Genomic DNA, 17963 nt, shown 5'->3' with positions numbered 1-17963 from the left:
CCGGCAGTCCCCGTATGACGTCTACAGAAAGCATTCCTCCTGTGAGCGCCACCCGTGTCCTCGTCCTCAACTCCGGCTCCTCGTCGGTGAAGTACCAGCTGCTCGACATGCGGGACAGCTCTCGTCTCGCGGTCGGCCTGGTCGAGCGCATCGGCGAGGCGACCTCGCGGCTCAAGCACACCCCGCTGACGGGTGGCCGCGAGGAGCGCGAGCGCGACGAGCCGATCGCCGACCACGAGGCGGCCCTGAAGGCGGTCGCCGCCGAGCTGGCCGCCGACGGGCTCGGCCTGGACTCCCCCGACCTCGCCGCGATCGGCCACCGCGTGGTGCACGGCGGTCTGAAGTTCACCGCGCCGACGGTCATCACGGACGAGGTGCTCGCGGAGATCCAGCGGCTCGTGCCGGTGGCGCCGCTGCACAACCCGGCCAACATCACCGGCATCCGCACGGCCCAGGCACTGCGCCCGGACCTTCCCCAGGTCGCCGTCTTCGACACGGCGTTCCACACGACGATGCCGGAGTCGGCGGCGCGCTACGCGATCGACGTGGCCACCGCCGACCAGCACCGCGTGCGGCGCTACGGCTTCCACGGGACGTCGCACGCGTATGTGTCCCGGGAGACCGCCAAGCTGCTCGGCAGGACGCCCGAGGACGTGAACGTCATCGTGCTGCACCTGGGCAACGGCGCCTCCGCGAGCGCCGTGCGGGGCGGCAGGTGCGTGGAGACATCGATGGGGCTCACGCCGCTTGAGGGGCTCGTGATGGGTACCCGTTCCGGTGACGTGGACCCGGCGGTCGTCTTCCATCTGGCCCGCGTCGGCGGGATGTCGATCGACGAGGTGGACACCCTGCTCAACAAGAAGAGCGGTCTGGTCGGACTCTGCGGCGACAACGACATGCGGGAGATCCGGCGCCGGATCGACGAGGGCGACGAGGCCGCCGCGCTCGCCTTCGACATCTACATCCACCGTCTGAAGAAGTACATCGGCGCCTACTACGCGGTGCTCGGCCGGGTGGACGCCATCGCGTTCACGGCGGGGGTCGGTGAGAACGCGGCGCCGGTGCGGGAGGCTGCCGTCGCGGGTCTGGAGGAACTGGGCCTCGTGGTCGACGGAGAGCTCAACGCTGTACGTTCCGACGAGGCCCGGCTGATCTCGCCGGAGTACGCGCGGGTCGCGGTCGCCGTCGTCCCCACCGACGAGGAGCTGGAGATCGCGCAGCAGACCTACGCGCTCGTGGCGTCGTTCGGCGACCCGTCGTGAACGCCACGCCTGAGCGGCCTTACGCCCATTTGTAGATTCCACCAGACGGAATATTCCGAAGCGAAACAAACCGATAGGATCGCCCCTATGCGCCGTTCCAAAATCGTCTGCACGCTGGGCCCCGCCGTCGACTCCGAAGAGCAGCTCGTCTCGCTGATCGAAGCCGGCATGAACGTGGCCCGCTTCAACTTCAGCCACGGCACGCACGCCGAGCACCAGGGGCGGTACGACCGCGTCCGTGCGGCTGCCGACAAGACCGGACGTGCCGTCGGCGTCCTCGCCGACCTGCAGGGTCCGAAGATCCGTCTGGAGACCTTCGCCGAGGGCCCCGTCGAGCTGGTGCGCGGTGACGAGTTCACCATCACCACCGAGGACGTCCCCGGCGACAAGTCCATCTGTGGCACCACCTACAAGGGCCTGCCCGGTGACGTCTCCAAGGGCGACCAGGTCCTGATCAACGACGGCAACGTCGAGCTGCGCGTCGTCGAGGTGAGCGGCCCGCAGGTGAAGACGATCGTCGTCGAGGGCGGTGTCATCTCCGACCACAAGGGCATCAACCTGCCCGGCGCGGCCGTGAACGTTCCCGCGCTCTCCGAGAAGGACGTCGAGGACCTGCGCTTCGCCCTGAAGATGGGCTGCGACATGGTCGCGCTGTCCTTCGTGCGCGACGCCGGCGACGTCAAGGACGTCCACAAGGTGATGGACGAGGAGGGCCGCCGGGTCCCCGTCATCGCCAAGGTGGAGAAGCCGCAGGCCGTCGCCAACATGGAGGGCGTCGTCGCGGCCTTCGACGCCGTCATGGTCGCCCGTGGCGACCTGGCCGTCGAGTACCCGCTCGAAAAGGTCCCGATGGTGCAGAAGCGCCTCGTGGAGATGTGCCGCCGCAACGCCAAGCCGGTGATCGTCGCGACCCAGATGATGGAGTCGATGATCACCAACTCGCGCCCCACGCGCGCCGAGGCGTCCGACGTCGCCAACGCGATCCTGGACGGCGCGGACGCGGTCATGCTGTCCGCCGAGTCGTCCGTGGGCGCGTACCCGATCGAGACCGTCAAGACGATGTCGAAGATCGTCGTGGCGGCCGAGGAAGAGCTGCTCGCCAAGGGCCTGCAGCCGCTCGTGCCCGGCAAGAAGCCGCGTACGCAGGGTGGTTCGGTGGCCCGTGCCGCGTGCGAGATCGCGGACTTCCTGGGCGGCGAGGCGCTGATCGCCTTCACGCAGTCCGGTGACACGGCCCGCCGTCTGTCCCGCTACCGCGCGGCCCAGCCGATCCTGGCCTTCACCACCGATGAGGCGACCCGCAACCAGCTCTCCCTGAGCTGGGGCGTGGACTCGTACGTCGTGCCGCACGTCGACAACACCGACGCGATGGTCGACCTCGTGGACGCCGAGCTGGTCAAGCTGAACCGCTTCAACGACGGCGACACCGTGATCATCACGGCCGGTTCGCCCCCCGGTGTCCCCGGCACCACCAACATGGTCCGGGTGCACCACCTGGGCGGCGTCGGCCGCGACTGACGCACCGCCTCCCCCGTACGACACTGAGGGCGCCCCCTGGTTCAGGGGGCGCCCTCAGCGCTTTCGCGGCTCCCGGTGGTTCGTGGGACCGGGTGGTCCGAGGTCAGTCGGTGATCGACTGGTGCAGACCGGGTACGTGCAGTTCGCCGCCGAACTGGCCCGCCTGCTTGACCTTCACGTCCGTGAAGTAGATCAGCGGGATGTTCAGGGGCGGCGGGTGCTCCGGGTCGAACGTGATCGGGATCAGGCCGAAGAGCTTGCCGGAGATCGACTCGGTGTACATCGTCGTCTTGCCGTTACGGATCGTGGACGTGGATCCCTTGGCGGCCTCGACGTGGTACTTCTTGCCGGCCGGGCCGTCGACGATCTGGTGCAGGTCGCCGATGTCCGTGCTGTCGATGACGTACTTCAAGGACTGCTTGGTCTCGCCGTTGGGCATCGTCAGGTTCACGACCCCCTGGTAGTCGGCGCCCTTCAGCGTCAGCGAGCTGGCTTCCAGGTACCACGGCTGGTTCGGGATCGGCGAGGGCGTCTGCTCGGCGTCTCCGGCGACCTTCTTCTCGACCACGCACGGGAACGGCTTCTTGCCGTCCTCGTCCGGCGCCATCGGGTCCGCGGACTCCTCGGCCTTCGCCTTGTCGGCAGCCTCTTCGGCGGCCTTCTCGGCGTCTTCCTTGGCCTTGTCGACCGTGTCCCCAGCCTTGTCGGCACCGTCCTTGACCCCGTCGAGGGTGTCGTCGACCGGCTTGGTGACGTCGTCGACCGTGTCCTTCGCCTTGTCCTCGGGGGACTCGGGGGACGTGGTCTCCTCCGAGGCGGAGGGGGTCGGCTCGGGGCTCTCGGACTTCTTCTCGTCGGGCGTGAAGATGTCCTTGAGCGCGTCACCGACGCCCAGCGGGTCCAGCGGGTTCTTGGTCTCGGAGGGCTCCGGAGCGGGCTCCTCGGTCTTCTCCTCCGAGGCCGACGGGGCCGGGTCGGCCTTGTCGGAGCCGTCGGCGGAGTCCGAGCCCGCCTTGTCACCGGCGGAGGGCGAGGGCGTCGGCTCGGCGGTGGCCTTGCCGGAGTCGTCCTTGCCGCTCTTGCCGGCCTTCTCGGCGGCAGCCTTCTTGTCGGCCTTCTCCTGCTCGGCCTTCTCCTTCTCCGCCTTGTCCGCGGCAGCCTTGTCGGCTTCCTTGGAGGCGTCGTCCGGCGCCGTGACGCACGGGCCGTCCTGGAAGGGGTTCTTCGGCAGCGGCTTGGCCTGCGCGAGCTGGGGGGTCAGACCCATGCCCATGAGGACTGCGGTCGGCATGGCCGCGATGGCTATCGCCTTGCCCGCCGGAACGTGCAGGCGAGTGAGGAGCGGCTTTCTGGGTGCCGCGTGGCGCGGCCCGGATCTCGCGCGGGGCTCCCCCGCGGAGTCCGCATGGTGCACCTCGTCAGCCGGCACGGTGCCTCCCGTTCGTCCCGTTGTCCGGGCTCGTTCCTGACAGATCGTCCGTAGTGCCGCTCACCCCGTTCGCGGCCCCCGCTGCCGCGGGCTCCGGCGCCCCGTCGTCGGGGCCTTCGGTCCGCTTCCGCGCGGACCCCTTCACGGGCTTGGCCGCCGCCCAGGAGATGCCGAGGGCACCGCCGAGCAGAGCGAGCAGGAAGCCGATGACGAAGCCGCCGAAGTTGGAGACCACCAGAGAGACCAGGGCGAGCAGAATCGCCGCGACACCCGCGAAGATCCGGGAATGCGGCTGGAACCACATGGTCAGGCCGAGCACGACAAGCAGGACGCCGATGATCAGCGAACCGGCACCGGCGGTCGTCGCCATCCGGATCGTCATCGTGCCGAGCGTGAGGTTCGCGTACGGGAAGTACATGATCGGGATGCCGCCGAGCAACGTCAGCAGACCACCCCAGAACGGGCGCTGACCGCGCCACCCTCGGAACGATTGGCGCATCCGGCCGAGCTTGTCTCCCAGCCCCACTTGCGCTTCGGCGCTCATGTCGTACAGCTCCTCGGGGAACGGCGTTGGTTCTGTGTCCTGCGGATTCGGGCACGGGGACGGTTGTCGAGTACCGTCGCGCCCCCGCGCCCGGCCGTGTTTCGCAACAAGTACCGCTGCTAAGGCATCAGTCGCCTCAGTAGCACTCGTGCTTGCCCTTCTTGACCGACATGCCCAGACCAGAGAGCTTGAAGGTACCGGCGGTGGTCGCCCACGCACGCTGCTTGACGTCGACGAACTTGACCTTGTCAGCCTGCTGCGCGAACGAGTCGGGGGCGTACTTGTCGCCCTTCGACGGACCCGGGCCCTTGGTGGTCCGGTCGACCGAGACACCGATGTCGACGTTGGTGAACGTCGCGTCGGCCTTCAGGTCATCGGCGTCGATGTAGAGCTTCTTCGCCTCGACCCTCGGGCCGCCCTTGGCGCCGGCCTTGAGGGTCATCGACACATCGCCGAAGACGGGGACCGGAACGACGACGGACTGACACAGGTTGGTGATCTTGGCCGATTCGAGGCCGACGACGGCGACCGGGTGATTACCCGACTTACCGCTGTCAAGCGCCCCGTACTGGACGAAACCCGTACCGTCGAGCTGGTCGGCAGTCACCTTGAACTGCTGACCGGACACACTGAACGATGCCGCGAGTGCACCCTGCGAGAGGGCCACGCCTATCGCGGCAGTCGCCGCGACGCTCGGCACCATGACTACGGCGAACCGCTTCCATCTGGTTCCGCCACGAGCCACGGACTCCATGACTTTCCTCCTTCTCGGACGTACATCTCCGGCCCTGACTGGTCCCTTTCGGGCAGCTCAGCCGGGCAGGGATGGGAGAAGCGCTACGTCCTCGGGAAGGAGAGCGCCCGCATGGGAGGCGCGCAAACTGCGCCACTCAGCACCGGCGATCACCCCCGAGCGACAACCACTGGTCGCACGCGACACGCACAACCTGCCGGACAGGCCCTGCCGGACGGCAGAGACCCCCCTGTCCAAGACCGGCGACGGGGTGTCTCCGGCCTGCTCGGTGGGGACCCAGAAAGCCCGCTCCCGACTGGCTTTCGGGCTGCGGGTTATTGGACCGAGCGTCGCCGATCGTGGTGCATTCTCGGCCCCCGCACAAGGGGGTTCGTTACTCGCTAGTAACGGTGCGATAACCGAACCACGACCGCGCGGTATCGGTCGGCCACGGACGGTGCATCCATGGGCAGGAACAGAACGGGATGTTGAAGGGCACACCAGGACAGAAGAACGGCCTGGGCTTACTCCAAGTAACAGTGGCCGCGATTACCAAGTTTTGGTAAAGCGCGGCCACTGGGGCGCCTTGACGGCAAATTTTCACTCGGGCATCACAAGCCCCAGCGTTTAAGGACTGGTCAGCGAACGGCCCACGACGAGTCGAACGGCCAGGTCCGGGTCGAACGTCCGAACAGGGTCGGAAACCGGTCAGAAAAGCACCCGCGCGAGCTGCGTACGCGCGGCGGTCACCCGCGGGTCGTCCGAGCCGACCACTTCGAGGAGTTCGAGCAGCCGCACGCGTGCGGCGTCCCGGTCCTCGCCCGCCGTGCGCCGGACCGCCTCGATGAGCCGCCCGAAGGCGTCCTCCACATGACCGCCCACCAGATCCAGGTCGGCGGCGGCGATCTGCGCGGCCACGTCCGCGGGCCGGTCGGCGGCGTCCTTGCGGACCTGCTGCGGGTCCAGGCCCTGGACGCGCTGCAGCAGTTCGGCCTGGGCCAGGCCGAGCTTGGCCTCGGTGTTGCCCGGGTCGTCGTTCAGTACGTTGCGGTACGCCTGGACCGCGCCGCCCAAGTCGCCCGCGTCCAGCGCCTGGACGGCCGCTTCGAGCAGGGCGTCGTACGGGCCGGCGGGCACCTCGGCGACCGGGGCCTCCTGCTGGTCCCCGCCCTCGGCACCCGGGTCGACGACGATGCCGGTCAGGCCGAAGCGCTCCTCGCCGACCTGGATGAGCTGGTCCAGGGTCTGGCGGATCTGCTCCACCGGGGCCGCGCCCTGGAAGAGCGGCAGGGCCTGCCCGGCCACCACCGCGAAGACGGCCGGGATCCCCTGGACCCCGAACTGCTGCATCAGCATCTGATTGGCGTCCACGTCGATCTTGGCGAGGACGAAACGGCCGTTGTACTCCCGCGCGAGGCCTTCGAGCAGCGGGCTCAGCTGCTTGCACGGCTCGCACCACTCGGCCCAGAAGTCGATGACGACGGGCACTTCGGTGGAGCGCTGGAGGACATCGCGCTCGAAACCGGCCTCGTCGACGTCGATGACGAGACTCGACGGTGAGACGCCCGGTACGGCACCCCCGCCCTGCCTGGCCGCTTCGGCGCGCGCCTGCTCCGCCTTCGCCTTCGCCTCCTGGGCCGCCTTCACGGCGGCGAGGTCGACGACTCCGCTCATGGACATGTTCCGTGGCTGCATGAGTACATCCTCCCCCAAGCCGTGCGGGAACCGCGCCCGTCCGAGGCCCCCCGCCGGATTGCGGGGCCGCGGGCGGTCGTGGCGCCAAGGTCCCGAGGAGGACCGATGGTTGTGGCGCAGGGTCCCCACCCTGTGCCGGTGCTCGCTGCTGTGGTTGTCGCTGTGCTGGTCACTCTGGTTGCCGCTGTTCGTCCGCCGCGAAAGAACGTGGGCGCCGAGGAGTTGCCGTTCGTCCCGCCCACGTCTCTTTCGCTACGGGTCGTAGCGTAACTGCCAGGCGTACGCGTGTGGGCGGCGGGCCTGCGCGAATCAGGGTGATCTGCCTCACTCGCCGTCTCTCAGGCCCCTTTCGTACTGGCCGGTATGGTCGCGGGATGCAGAGCCGCACCCCGCCTCCCGCCCGCACCGGTGGCCGCCCCCGCAGCGCCGCGGCGGACACCGCGATCCTGGAGTCGACCCGCCAGGCCCTGGTGGAGCTCGGCTGGTCCAAGCTGACCCTCGGCGATGTGGCCACCCGTGCGGGCGTGGCCAAGACGACCCTCTACCGGCGCTGGGCGGGCAAGAGCGAGCTGGTCGTGGACGCGGTGGCGGAGCTGTTCGACCAGCTGGAGCTGCCGGACCGGGGCAGCCTGTCGGCGGACATCGAGGGCGTGGTCCTGCAGTTCGCGGCGCTGCTGTGCCGCCCCGAGACGAAGACGGCACTGATGGCCGTGGTCGCCGAGTCCACCTCGGACGAGCCGCTGCGGGAGCGGATCCGTACGTCGATCGTGGACCGCCAGAAACGTTTGGTCCTCGCGGGGCGGAAGCGGGCGCAGGAGCGGGGTGAGCTGCCGCCGGAGCCCGACCCCGACGCCGCAGGGCGCACGGCCGACCTCATCTTCGACGTGATCGCCGGCGCGGTGGTCCACCGCGCCCTGGTCAGCGGCGAACAGGTCGACGAGGACTGGGCCCGCCGCTTCACCCTGCTCCTCCTGGGCGGACTCGCGGCAGCCGCGTCCCAGCAGTAGCGGGCCCCGGCGAAGCCTCAGACCTGGTAGCGGTCCGCCGCGAACAGGTGGAGGTTTTCGGCGACCCAGGAGGACGTGCGCTTCAGGCCCTCCGTCAAGGACACCGCCGGAGTCCAGCCCGCCCACTGCCTCGCCCGGGAGTTGTCCGACAGGAGCCGCTGGACCTCGCTGCCCGAAGGGCGCAGACGGGACGGGTCCACGACCACCTTCGCGTCCCGCCCCGACGCCTCGATCAGCGCCTCCGCAAGGTCGCCGATCGAAATCTCCTGGCCCACCCCGAGGTTGACCGCGTGGCCCAGCGCCGCCTCGCACTCCGCGAGCGCGATGAAGCCCCGCGCGGTGTCCGTCACGTAGGTGAAGTCACGAGTGGGCGTGAGCGAGCCCAGCTTGATCTCCCGTGCGCCGGAGTGCAGTTGGGCCAGGATCGTGGGGATCACCGCACGGGCCGACTGCCGCGGGCCGTAGGTGTTGAAGGGGCGTACGACCGTCACCGGCAGCTCGAAGGCGTGCCAGTGCGAGAGCGCCATCATGTCGGCGCCGATCTTCGAGGCGGAGTAGGGGGACTGGGGCTGGAGCGGGTGCTCCTCGGAGATGGGGGCGGTCAGCGCCGTCCCGTACACCTCGCTCGTGGAGGTGTGGACCAGCCGCCGCACCGAGTGCCGCCGGCACGCCTCCGCCACGTTCTCCGTGCCGACGACGTTCGTCTGGACGTACGCCCCCGGGGAGTCGTACGAGTACGGGATGCCGATCAGCGCGGCCAGGTGGAAGACCGTGTCGCAGCCCTCCACCGCGTCCATCACGCGCCCCGCGTCCCGGACGTCACCCGCGAGCATCTCGACCCGCGGGTCCCCCATCAGATGCGCGAGGTGGCCCTTGTCGGCGTACGGCTTGTAGTGCACGAAGGCGCGGACCTTCGCCCCCTGCTCCAGGAGCAGGTCGACGAGCGTCGAGCCGATGAAGCCCTCCGCCCCGGTGACGAGGACCGTGCGCCCTGCCCAGCTGAACGTGCTGCCGTTGTTGCTCATGCGTACTCCAAGTGGGGTGTGTGGTGCGTCAGTTGGATGACCCGCTCGGCGAGCAGGTCGGCGGCCCGTGCGTGCGGGCCCGGATCCGCCGCCCCGCTCATCGCGGCGAGCCGCGCCGGATCGGCGAGCAGCGGACCGACCAGCTCCGCGAGCCGCGCGGCCGTCGTCTCGCCGTCGGGGAGGAGCAGACCCGCGCCCGCGTCGGAGAGGACCCGCGCGTTGTGGGTCTGGTGGTCGCCGGGCGCGTGCGGATAGGGGACGAGGACGGCGGGCACCCCGGTGGCGGCGAGCTCGGCGACGGTCGCCGAACCGGCGCGGCAGACCACCAGATCGGCGGCGGCGTACGCGAGGTCCATCCGGTCGAGGTAGGGCACGGCGCGGGCGATCCCCTCCAGGCCCGCCTGGGTCAGCCGCCGCCGCGTCTCGTCGAGCGCGGCGGGCCCGGTCTTGATCAGGAGCTGTACGTCGTCGCGGTGCCGCCAGCGTTCCGCGAGCCCCACGGCCGCCTCGGTGAGCCGGGTGGCGCCGAGGCTGCCACCGTTGAAGAGCAGCAGCCGGGCCTCGTCCGGTATCCCGTACTCCCGCCGGGCCTCGGCCCGCAGCGCCGCACGGTCGAGCGCGGCGAGCGGCGCCGCGATGGGCATCCCCGTGGTGTACGCGCGCTCACCGCCCGGCAGATGCTCCCGGCTGCGGTCGAACGCGACGGCGATGTTCGGGGTGAGGCGGGCCGCGAAGCGGTTGGCCCGGCCCGGGACCGCGTTGGACTCGTGGATCAGGCTCGGCAGGCCCGCCATCCGGGCGCCGACGATGACGGGAGCGCTGGGGTAGCCGCCCATCCCGACCGCGACCTGCGCGCCCTGGTCCCGCAGGATCGCCCGGCACTGGGCGCCGGACTTCACCAGGGCGGCGGGCAGCAGGAACCGTCTGGCGCCGAGCGAGGGGTCGAAGGGGATCATGTCGACGGTGTGCAGGCGGTATCCGGCGTCCGGTATCAGCCGGGTCTCCAGGCCTCGTTCCGTGCCGACGAAGGAGACGACGGCGGCCGGCACGGCGCGGCGCAGGGCGTCGGCGAGGGCAAGACCGGGATAGATGTGTCCCCCGGTGCCGCCCGCGCCGATGACGACGGAGAGAGGGGCTCGGACCCCTGTCCCGGAAGCTCGCATATCGGGTGTTCGCATGGCAACGGAGCATTACGAGCAGGTCTAAGAGGGTTTTAAGAGCCTCGTTTGGCACCTTTGACCCATGAGTCTCACGAGCAGGCCGGGCCCATCCGTGACCGGCGGCGGCCCGCCACCGGCCAAGATCCTCGTGGTCGACGACGATCCGGAGGTCCGCGCGGCGGTCGAGGACGGCCTCACGATCGAGGGCCACCTGGTCCGCGGCGCCGTCGACGGCAGCCGCGCGCTCAGCGCCATCGCCCGGTGGGAGCCGGACCTCGTGGTCCTGGACGTCATGATGCCCGTCATGGACGGCCTCGCCGTCTGCCGTCAGATGCGCGCGCTCGGCGACCGCACCCCGGTCCTCGTCCTCACCGCCCTCGGCTCCGTCAGCGAACGCGTGGACGGCCTCGACGCGGGCGCCGACGACTATCTGGTGAAGCCCTTCGCCCTCGACGAGCTCGTCGCCCGCGTCCGTGCCCTCCTGCGCCGCGCCGCCCCGGAGCAGCACTCCACCGCCGAGGGCGACGACCTCGCGTACGGGGATCTCGTCCTCGATCCCTCGACCCGCACCGGCCGCCGCGGCCACCGCACGGTCGAGTTCAGCCGCACCGAGGCCGCCCTCCTCGAACTGCTGCTGCGGAACGCGGGGCAGGTTCTTCCGCGCGACCTCATCCAGGAGTCGGTCTGGGGGCGCGACTTCGGCCCCGACTCCAACTCCCTCGCCGTGTACGTCGGTTATCTGCGCCGCAAGCTGGAGTCGGGCGGCGAACCACGCCTGGTGCACACCGTGCACGGGGTCGGCTACCGGCTGGGCAGCCCGTGAGCGCCCGGCGCAGGCTCGGCGCGCGGTGGCGGCGCAGGCGTCCGCTGCGCACCCGGCTCGCGCTCGCCGCGGCGGCGGCCGTGGCGCTGGTCGCGGTCGGGGTGTGCGTGGCCGCGTTCCTCGTCATCCGCTTCAAGCTCTACCAGCAGCTCGACCAGAACCTCGCCCAGTCGGCGGGGCTCATCGCCCAGCAGCGGCACTTCGACAACGGGCCGGGCGTCGTCACGGGCGAGTGCCGTTTCCTGGGCGCCCCGGCCTGCTCGCAGATCGTTCCCGCCGATCCGGCGAACGACCCGTCGAAGCCGTATCTGCTCCCGGTCACCGAGTCCACCCGGAAGGTCGCGGCCGGCAAGGCGGGGCCGTACTACACGAGCCTCACCTTCCAGGGGAAGCCGACGCGGATGTACACCACCGTGGCCGGCAAGGGCGACGCCGTTCAGGTCGCCCTGCGCGCCGACATCGCGGAGCGCGGCGTGCGGCAGGCCGCCGGTCTGCTGTCCGCGGTGGGCGGCGCCGGAGTGCTCCTGTCCGGGCTCGGCGGCTACTGGGTCTCGCGCACCGGCCTCGCCCCGGTCGCCCGCCTCACCGCCACCGCGGAACGCATCGCGGCGACCCGTGACGCCCGCCACCGCATCGAGCTGCCACCGGGGCCGCCGGGCCGCGAGGACGAGGTGACGCGCCTTGCCGCGTCGTTCAACGCGATGCTGGCCGAGCTGGAGGAGTCGGTCACCGCACGCCGCCGCCTGGTCGCCGACGCCTCGCACGAGCTGCGGACGCCGCTGACCGCGCTGCGCACGAACGCCGAACTCCTGGCCCGCGCCGACCGGTTGACCGACGCGCAGCGCGAGCGGGCGTCCGGCGCGCTCGGCCGTCAGCTCCGCGAAGTCACCGGCATGGTCAACGACCTGATCGAGCTGGCACGCGACGAGGAGCCGCAGCCCCTCCTGGAGGAGGTGCGGCTCGCACCCCTGGTCACCCACGTCGTGGACGCGGCGCGCGGCCACTGGCCGCAGGTGCCCTTCACGCTCCACGTGACGCCGGACGCCGTCGGCGCGAGCCTCCCCGGCGTCCCCGCGCGCCTGTCCCGCCTCGTCACCAACCTCCTGGACAACGCGGCCAAGTTCAGCCCGTCGGGCACTCCCGTGGAGGTCGCGCTCACGCCCGCCGCCCTGACGGTCCGCGACCACGGCCCCGGCATCGCCCAAGAGGATCTGCCGTACGTCTTCGACCGCTTCTACCGCGCGGAGAAGGCCCGCGCCCTGCCGGGCTCGGGCCTGGGTCTCGCGATGGCCCGCCAGATCGCCCACGCGCACGGGGCGGAACTGACGGCGGAGAGGGCGCCGGGCGGCGGCGCGCTGTTCAGACTGGCACTCGGTGCCCGCTAGTTCTTCCAGGCGCAACTGCCGAGATCAGCGCGCCCCTTCGCGACGAGGCGGTCCGCTTCCCCCGCGGGCAGGACACGCGTGTGCTTGCCGCGGCAGACGACCGTACGGTCACCGTGTCCCGCCAGGTCGACCAGGATCTGGTCCCAGTGGCGGTACTGCACGTCGTGCCCGGAGTCGGCGTACGAACGCACCGTCGCCTTGCCGGGCAGCGCCTCCTGCCAGGTCTTGAGGGTCTCCGGCGGCACGGTCGTGTCCTTCTTGCCGCCGTAGAGGTAGACGGGGGCGTCGAGCTTCGAGAGATCGGGGCCCGGCCGTCCGCAGTACAGCTTCTGCTCGTGCACCTGCGGCGCGGGGTCGGCCTGCTGGCCGCGCTGGTTGTAGGTGCGCGCGCCTTCCTCGTACGCCGTGTCGGCGAAGCCCGGTATCGACTTCACGGGGCTGTCGTCGGGGAACGCCCACCACTTGCGCGGGTCCTTGATGGACTCCTTCACCGTGCCGGCGAGCTCGTCGTCGGACATCGAGCAGTACGCGGGCTTCGTGCCGTAGGGCGGCAGGGCCGCCGCGAGGTGCAGGGCCGAGATCCGCTCGGGGGCGCGCCCGGCGAGCTCCGCCGCGTACGGGCCGCCGCCGGAGATCGCGATCACGCTGACGTCGTCCACGCCGAGCTGGTCGAGCACTTCGAGGGTGTCAGCGGCGAAGTCGGCCTTGCCGAGCTTCTTGTCGAACTCCGTGTCACCGAAGCCGTTGCGCTCGACGGATATGAGGCGCAGGCCGAGGTCCTCGCGGGTCGTCCGGAAGAAGTCCGTCATGTGCGCGGCGCGGGCGCTCGTGCCGGTGCCGCCGATGAACAGGACGGGCTTGCCCTTCTTGTTCCCGGTGTCGGAGTAGTGAGCCGTCCGGCCGTTCGAGAGCTTCGCCGCGTGCACCTCGGGGCCGAGCGAGTCGAAGGAGTCCTGCACCTTCGGCTCGGCCGGCGGGCTCGCGCTGACCTCGCCGGACCCGTACACCGTCAGGGCACCGAGGAGAGTGAGCGTCGCGGCTCCGATGGCGATCACGGCGGTGCGGGTGGGGCCGGGCAGGCTCACGGGTGACACAGGGTGACTCCAGGGGCAGGACGGTGGGACGGGCGGCGCCTACCCAGCTCCTTGCATCTGACACCCACACTTTTCGGCCGGGTTCCAAGAGGGCCCCGAGGAGGCCCCGCAGGGGCCTTCCAGGGGCGCGGGGAACTGCGCGACCAGCCACAACGGCCCGCAGATCCCCGCACACCCGGAGCACCCGAACTAGAACCCGGGCGGCTCGGTGTAGACCCCCCACTCGTCCCGCAGGACCCCGCAGATCTCCCCGAGGGTCGCCTCGGCCCGCACCGCCTCCAGCATGGGGGCGATCATGTTCGACCCGTCACGGGCAGCCGCCAGCATGGCGTCGAGCGAGGCACGAACCCGCGCGTCGTCCCGCGCCGAGCGGCGCGCGCCCAGGACCTTGACCTGCTCGCGCTCCACCTCGTGGGAGACCCGCAGGATCTCCAGGTCACCGGTGACGGACCCGTGGTGGACGTTCACGCCCACGACGCGCTTGTCGCCCTTCTCCAGGGACTGCTGGTACTGGAACGCCGACTCGGCGATCTCCCCGGTGAACCAGCCGTCCTCGATGCCGCGCAGGATCCCGGAGGTGATGGGCCCGATGGGGTGCTCCCCGTTCGGGTGCGCCCGGCGCCCCCGCTCCTTGATCTGCTCGAAGATCTTCTCGGCGTCGGCCTCGATGCGGTCGGTGAGCTGCTCGACGTACCAGGAGCCGCCCAGCGGGTCCGCCACGTTGGCGACACCCGTCTCCTCCATGAGCACCTGCTGCGTGCGCAGCGCGATCTCGGCGGCCTGCTCGCTCGGCAGCGCGAGCGTCTCGTCGAGGGCGTTCGTGTGCAGGGAGTTCGTGCCGCCGAGGACCGCGGAGAGGGCCTCGACCGCGGTGCGTACGACGTTGTTGTAGGGCTGCTGCGCGGTGAGCGAGACACCCGCGGTCTGCGTGTGGAAGCGCAGCCACTGGGCCTTGTCGGTCTGCGCGCCGTACACGTCCCGCATCCAGCGGGCCCAGATGCGGCGGGCGGCGCGGAACTTGGCGATCTCCTCGAAGAAGTCCAGGTGGGCGTCGAAGAAGAAGCTCAGCCCGGGCGCGAAGACGTCCACGTCCATACCGCGGCTGAGCCCCAGCTCCACGTATCCGAAGCCGTCCGCGAGGGTGTATGCGAGCTCCTGCGCGGCCGTCGCCCCGGCCTCGCGGATGTGATAGCCGGAGACCGACAGGGGCTTGTACGCGGGGATGTCGCGCGCGCAGTGCTCCATCAGGTCGCCGATGAGGCGCAGGTGCGGCTCGGGCTGGAAGAGCCACTCCTTCTGCGCGATGTACTCCTTGAAGATGTCCGTCTGGAGCGTGCCGTTCAGGACGCCCGGGTCGATGCCCTGGCGCTCGGCGGCGACCAGGTACATGCAGAAGACAGGGACGGCGGGTCCGGAGATCGTCATCGACGTCGTGACGTCACCGAGCGGGATGTCCTGGAACAGGACCTCCATGTCGGCGGCCGAGTCGATGGCGACCCCGCAGTGCCCGACCTCACCGAGGGACTGCGGCTCGTCGGAGTCGCGGCCCATCAGGGTCGGCATGTCGAAGGCCACGGAGAGTCCGCCGCCGCCGGCGGCCAGGATCATCTTGTAGCGCTCGTTCGTCTGCTCGGCGTTGCCGAAGCCCGCGAACTGGCGGATGGTCCAGGTCCGGCCGCGGTAGCCGGTGGGGTGGAGTCCGCGGGTGAAGGGGTATTCGCCGGGCCATCCGATCCGCTCGAATCCCTCGTAGGCGTCCCCTGGCCGTGGCCCGTAGACGGGCTCGACCGGGTCGCCGGAGAGCGTGGTGAAATCCGCGTCGCGCTTCTTCGCGGTGTCGTACCGGGCCTGCCAGCGACGGCGGCCCTCCTCGATGGCGTCAGCGTCCATACCCTCGAATTTACTTGGACGTCCTAGTAAATGTCGATGGCTCACCGCCACGGGTATGTCCGTGGCGGTGTTCCCGGGCGGGGCGCTACGCCTTCGCGGTGGCCGGGGAGCCGTCGACGATCAGCGGCTCGACCTCGCGGACGACCTTGCGCTCGACGAAGAACGCGGCCGTCGGGATGGTGCCGGAGATCAGCACCCACAGCAGCTTGCCGAAGGGCCACTTCGCCTTGGAGCCCAGGTCGAAGGCGAAGATCAGGTAGATGATGTAGAGGACGCCGTGGACCTGGGAGACGACCAGCGTCAGGCCCTCACCCTTCTCGAAGCCGTACTTGAACACCATGCAGGTGCACAGGATGAGCAGCATGACGGCGGTGACGTAGGCCATCACCCGGTAACGGGTCAGCACGGATCGCTTCATGCCTACGAGCGTATCGGCCCGATTTGCGCGATCTTCCGGCGGCCCCGGCACGACCGGAACGGCCGGTTCTACCGCCCCGCCGGGTTGCCCTCCGGGTGCTCCTACCGCTCCTCGAAGTCCTCCGCCGCCACCCGCAGCGGCCGCAGCATCGCGAAGATCTCCGCGCACTCCTCGGCGTCGTACACCCCGAGCCCGAAGTCCATCGCCATCAGCTCACGGGTGGCGGACTCGACGACCTCGCGGCCCTTCTCCGTGATGGAGGCCAGCGTGCCGCGCCCGTCGTTCGGATTGGGGCGCTTGTCGACGAGACCGGACTTGACCAGGCGGTCGACGGTGTTGGTGACGGACGTGGGGTGGACCATGAGCCGCTCGCCGATCTTGGACATCGGCAACTCGCCCGCCTGCGAGAACGTGAGCAGGACCAGCGCCTCGTACCGCGCGAAGGTCAGCCCGTACGGCTTGACGACCGCGTCGACCTCGCCGAGCAGGATCTGCTGCGCGCGCATGATCGAGGTGATCGCGCCCATGGCCGGTACGGATCCCCAGCGCTGCTTCCAGAGCTCGTCGGCGCGGGCGATGGGATCGAAGGGAAGGCTGAGCGGCTTCGGCACGCCAAAGACCTTACCCGCCGGTCACATGGTGGTCAGCCCCGTCTCGCGATTCGGTCGCCTGTTCCCGGGTGTTGGCGGGTTCATCGGCGGCCGTACGTCCCGTGGCGCGGACCTCGGCCGCGAGCACGAGGCAGCAGACCGTGCCGAGCACACCCGACGCCGTGACGACGGTGCTCACCGCGAAGAACTCCGCCGCGAGCCCGGCGAGCGCCATCCCCACCCCCTGGATCGTCATGAGCCCGGCCGTGTGCACGGTCATGGCCCGTCCGCGCAGCTCCGCCGGAACCGCGTCGACGAACCACCGGTCGACGCCCAGTGTGTACGCGGATCCGGCGCCGGCCAGCGCGAGGGCGAGCATCGCCCAGAGGAGGCCGGGGGTGAGCGCGTACACGGTGAGCGGCAGCAGCGTGAACGAGGCGAGCGGCAGGGCGATGCGGGCCCGGGCGGAGACGGAGAGCACGGACCCCGCGTACAGCTCCGCCGCGATCGTGCCGACCGGCAGGGCGCACATCAGAAGTCCGACGCCCGCGACGCCGGTCCCGATCTGATCGGCGTACGGAGCGGCGAGCGCCTCCGGGGCGACCATGAACATGGGCGGCGCCCACAGGAGGAGCAGGAGCGCCCTGGTCCGCCGGTCGCCGAGCACCTGCCTGGCGCCGCTGAGCGAGTACTTCAGCAGGGCGGGACCGACGCCCCCACGCGCGGGCCTGCGCCGCGTCCCGCACCGCAGGAGCAGCGCCGACGCGGCGAACGTACAGACGGTGATGAGGAGCGCCCCGCGCGGCGGCACGAGGGTGAGCAGGACGCCGCCGAGCCCGAAGCCGACGAGCACGGAGCTCTGCGAGACGATCCGGAGCAGGGAGCGCCCGAGGACGAACAGGTCGCCGTCGCCCAGGATGTCGGTGAGGGTCGCCATCCGCGTCCCGTTGAAGACGGGCGACACGAGGGCGATGACGCACCGCAGCGCGAGCAGCCCGAAGACGGGCGTGGCGGGCAGGGCCATGAGCGCCGCGCACCCGGCGCACACCGCATCGCACAGCACGAGCACGCGCCGCGGCGGATACCGGTCGGCGATCCCGGAGAGGAGGGTCCCGCCGATCAGGTACGGCAGCATCCCCAGGGCGAAGGTGAGCGCACTGAGCAGCGGCGATCCGGTGAGTCCGTACACGAGCACGGTGAGCGCGACCTCGCTGATGACGACGCCGAGCAGCGAGAGGGCGTGGGCGAGGAAGACGGCACGGAACTCTCGGACGGTGAACAGGCGGAGGTAGCCGGTGGGTTCGGGGGCGCGCGCCCCGGGGTTGGCATCGTGAGACATGTCCGCACCCTGCACGCGTGCGTGCCCGTCGCCCTAGAGTTTCGGTTCCAG

16 protein-coding genes are annotated in these 17963 nt (G+C 70.5%); 5 read left to right on the top strand and 11 right to left on the bottom strand.

Features of this window, described 5'->3' with window-relative positions; translation table 11 throughout:
* The first annotated feature begins 41 nt into the window (after positions 1 to 41).
* Positions 42 to 1262, top strand: coding sequence for an acetate kinase (locus AB0E78_RS19280; protein ID WP_361833723.1), 1221 nt, complete (start codon positions 42 to 44; stop codon positions 1260 to 1262).
* Between the two features lie 87 nt (positions 1263 to 1349).
* Positions 1350 to 2780 (top strand): pyruvate kinase, encoded by a 1431-nt coding sequence (gene pyk, locus AB0E78_RS19275; RefSeq protein WP_361833721.1) that lies wholly within the window; start codon positions 1350 to 1352, stop codon positions 2778 to 2780.
* 103 nt (positions 2781 to 2883) lie between these two features.
* On the opposite strand, the gene AB0E78_RS19270 is transcribed toward pyk, so the two are convergent.
* From AB0E78_RS19270 to AB0E78_RS19255, 4 genes are all read right to left on the bottom strand, one after another.
* Positions 2884 to 4071, bottom strand: a complete 1188-nt coding sequence (locus AB0E78_RS19270) for a hypothetical protein (protein WP_361833719.1) — start codon at positions 4069 to 4071, stop codon at positions 2884 to 2886.
* Positions 4072 to 4198: 127 nt separating this feature from the next.
* Positions 4199 to 4753, bottom strand: coding sequence for a DUF6114 domain-containing protein (locus AB0E78_RS19265; RefSeq protein WP_361833717.1), 555 nt, complete (start codon positions 4751 to 4753; stop codon positions 4199 to 4201).
* A 136-nt stretch (positions 4754 to 4889) separates the two neighbouring features.
* Positions 4890 to 5507 carry a DUF6230 family protein gene (locus AB0E78_RS19260; RefSeq protein ID WP_361833715.1) on the bottom strand — a complete coding sequence of 206 codons (618 nt, stop codon included), beginning with the start codon at positions 5505 to 5507 and terminating at the stop codon, positions 4890 to 4892.
* A 687-nt stretch (positions 5508 to 6194) separates the two neighbouring features.
* Positions 6195 to 7181 (bottom strand): tetratricopeptide repeat protein, encoded by a 987-nt coding sequence (locus AB0E78_RS19255; protein WP_361833713.1) that lies wholly within the window; start codon positions 7179 to 7181, stop codon positions 6195 to 6197.
* A 374-nt stretch (positions 7182 to 7555) separates the two neighbouring features.
* Between AB0E78_RS19255 and AB0E78_RS19250 the strand changes: the two genes are divergently transcribed.
* A complete protein-coding gene (locus AB0E78_RS19250) occupies positions 7556 to 8188 on the top strand; it encodes a TetR/AcrR family transcriptional regulator (protein WP_361833711.1) in 633 nt (210 codons plus the stop codon).
* A 17-nt stretch (positions 8189 to 8205) separates the two neighbouring features.
* Here AB0E78_RS19250 and AB0E78_RS19245 read toward each other — a convergent pair whose 3' ends face one another.
* Positions 8206 to 9213 (bottom strand): SDR family NAD(P)-dependent oxidoreductase, encoded by a 1008-nt coding sequence (locus tag AB0E78_RS19245; protein ID WP_361833709.1) that lies wholly within the window; start codon positions 9211 to 9213, stop codon positions 8206 to 8208.
* Positions 9210 to 10391: a UDP-N-acetylglucosamine--N-acetylmuramyl-(pentapeptide) pyrophosphoryl-undecaprenol N-acetylglucosamine transferase gene (locus tag AB0E78_RS19240; protein WP_361833707.1), complete on the bottom strand. Its 1182-nt coding sequence runs from the start codon at positions 10389 to 10391 to the stop codon at positions 9210 to 9212. The genes AB0E78_RS19245 and AB0E78_RS19240 overlap by 4 nt, the downstream gene beginning before the upstream one ends.
* A gap of 64 nt (positions 10392 to 10455) precedes the next feature.
* Between AB0E78_RS19240 and AB0E78_RS19235 the strand changes: the two genes are divergently transcribed.
* Together AB0E78_RS19235 and AB0E78_RS19230 are read left to right on the top strand one after the other, a co-directional pair.
* Entirely contained in the window at positions 10456 to 11196 is a 741-nt protein-coding gene (locus AB0E78_RS19235) for a response regulator transcription factor (RefSeq protein ID WP_361833705.1), read from the top strand.
* Positions 11193 to 12581: a HAMP domain-containing sensor histidine kinase gene (locus AB0E78_RS19230; protein WP_361833703.1), complete on the top strand. Its 1389-nt coding sequence runs from the start codon at positions 11193 to 11195 to the stop codon at positions 12579 to 12581. Before AB0E78_RS19235 ends, AB0E78_RS19230 begins: the two co-directional genes overlap by 4 nt.
* On the opposite strand, the gene AB0E78_RS19225 is transcribed toward AB0E78_RS19230, so the two are convergent.
* From AB0E78_RS19225 to AB0E78_RS19205, 5 genes are all read right to left on the bottom strand, one after another.
* Positions 12578 to 13675: an alpha/beta hydrolase gene (locus tag AB0E78_RS19225; protein WP_361833701.1), complete on the bottom strand. Its 1098-nt coding sequence runs from the start codon at positions 13673 to 13675 to the stop codon at positions 12578 to 12580. The genes AB0E78_RS19230 and AB0E78_RS19225 overlap by 4 nt on opposite strands.
* Positions 13676 to 13864: 189 nt before the next feature.
* On the bottom strand, positions 13865 to 15565 hold the full coding sequence (locus tag AB0E78_RS19220) for a methylmalonyl-CoA mutase family protein (protein WP_361833699.1): 1701 nt from the start codon (positions 15563 to 15565) through the stop codon (positions 13865 to 13867).
* 85 nt (positions 15566 to 15650) lie between these two features.
* Complete coding sequence (locus AB0E78_RS19215) at positions 15651 to 15983, bottom strand: DUF3817 domain-containing protein (RefSeq protein WP_361833697.1); 333 nt, start codon at positions 15981 to 15983, stop codon at positions 15651 to 15653.
* A gap of 101 nt (positions 15984 to 16084) precedes the next feature.
* Positions 16085 to 16594: a MarR family transcriptional regulator gene (locus AB0E78_RS19210; RefSeq protein WP_361833695.1), complete on the bottom strand. Its 510-nt coding sequence runs from the start codon at positions 16592 to 16594 to the stop codon at positions 16085 to 16087.
* Between the two features lie 10 nt (positions 16595 to 16604).
* On the bottom strand, positions 16605 to 17912 hold the full coding sequence (locus AB0E78_RS19205; protein WP_361833693.1) for an MFS transporter: 1308 nt from the start codon (positions 17910 to 17912) through the stop codon (positions 16605 to 16607).
* Between the last annotated feature and the right edge of the window lie 51 nt (positions 17913 to 17963).

This window comes from Streptomyces sp. NPDC032198 (genome assembly GCF_040636975.1).
Classification (GTDB): domain Bacteria; phylum Actinomycetota; class Actinomycetes; order Streptomycetales; family Streptomycetaceae; genus Streptomyces.
This window is presented reverse-complemented; position numbering and strand designations above follow the sequence as displayed.

Excerpts from the sequence above, each read along its gene's own strand:
- pyk (WP_361833721.1), top strand. The coding sequence starts at position 1,350 with ATGCGCCGTTCCAAAATCGTCTGCACGCTGGGCCCCGCCGTCGACTCC.
- AB0E78_RS19270 (WP_361833719.1), bottom strand. The coding sequence starts at position 4,071 with ATGCCGACCGCAGTCCTCATGGGCATGGGTCTGACCCCCCAGCTCGCG.
- AB0E78_RS19265 (WP_361833717.1), bottom strand. The coding sequence starts at position 4,753 with ATGAGCGCCGAAGCGCAAGTGGGGCTGGGAGACAAGCTCGGCCGGATG.
- AB0E78_RS19260 (WP_361833715.1), bottom strand. The coding sequence starts at position 5,507 with ATGGAGTCCGTGGCTCGTGGCGGAACCAGATGGAAGCGGTTCGCCGTA.
- AB0E78_RS19255 (WP_361833713.1), bottom strand. The coding sequence starts at position 7,181 with ATGCAGCCACGGAACATGTCCATGAGCGGAGTCGTCGACCTCGCCGCC.
- AB0E78_RS19250 (WP_361833711.1), top strand. The coding sequence starts at position 7,556 with ATGCAGAGCCGCACCCCGCCTCCCGCCCGCACCGGTGGCCGCCCCCGC.
- AB0E78_RS19245 (WP_361833709.1), bottom strand. The coding sequence starts at position 9,213 with ATGAGCAACAACGGCAGCACGTTCAGCTGGGCAGGGCGCACGGTCCTC.
- AB0E78_RS19240 (WP_361833707.1), bottom strand. The coding sequence starts at position 10,391 with ATGCGAACACCCGATATGCGAGCTTCCGGGACAGGGGTCCGAGCCCCT.
- AB0E78_RS19235 (WP_361833705.1), top strand. The coding sequence starts at position 10,456 with ATGAGTCTCACGAGCAGGCCGGGCCCATCCGTGACCGGCGGCGGCCCG.
- AB0E78_RS19220 (WP_361833699.1), bottom strand. The coding sequence starts at position 15,565 with ATGGACGCTGACGCCATCGAGGAGGGCCGCCGTCGCTGGCAGGCCCGG.
- AB0E78_RS19215 (WP_361833697.1), bottom strand. The coding sequence starts at position 15,983 with ATGAAGCGATCCGTGCTGACCCGTTACCGGGTGATGGCCTACGTCACC.
- AB0E78_RS19205 (WP_361833693.1), bottom strand. The coding sequence starts at position 17,912 with ATGTCTCACGATGCCAACCCCGGGGCGCGCGCCCCCGAACCCACCGGC.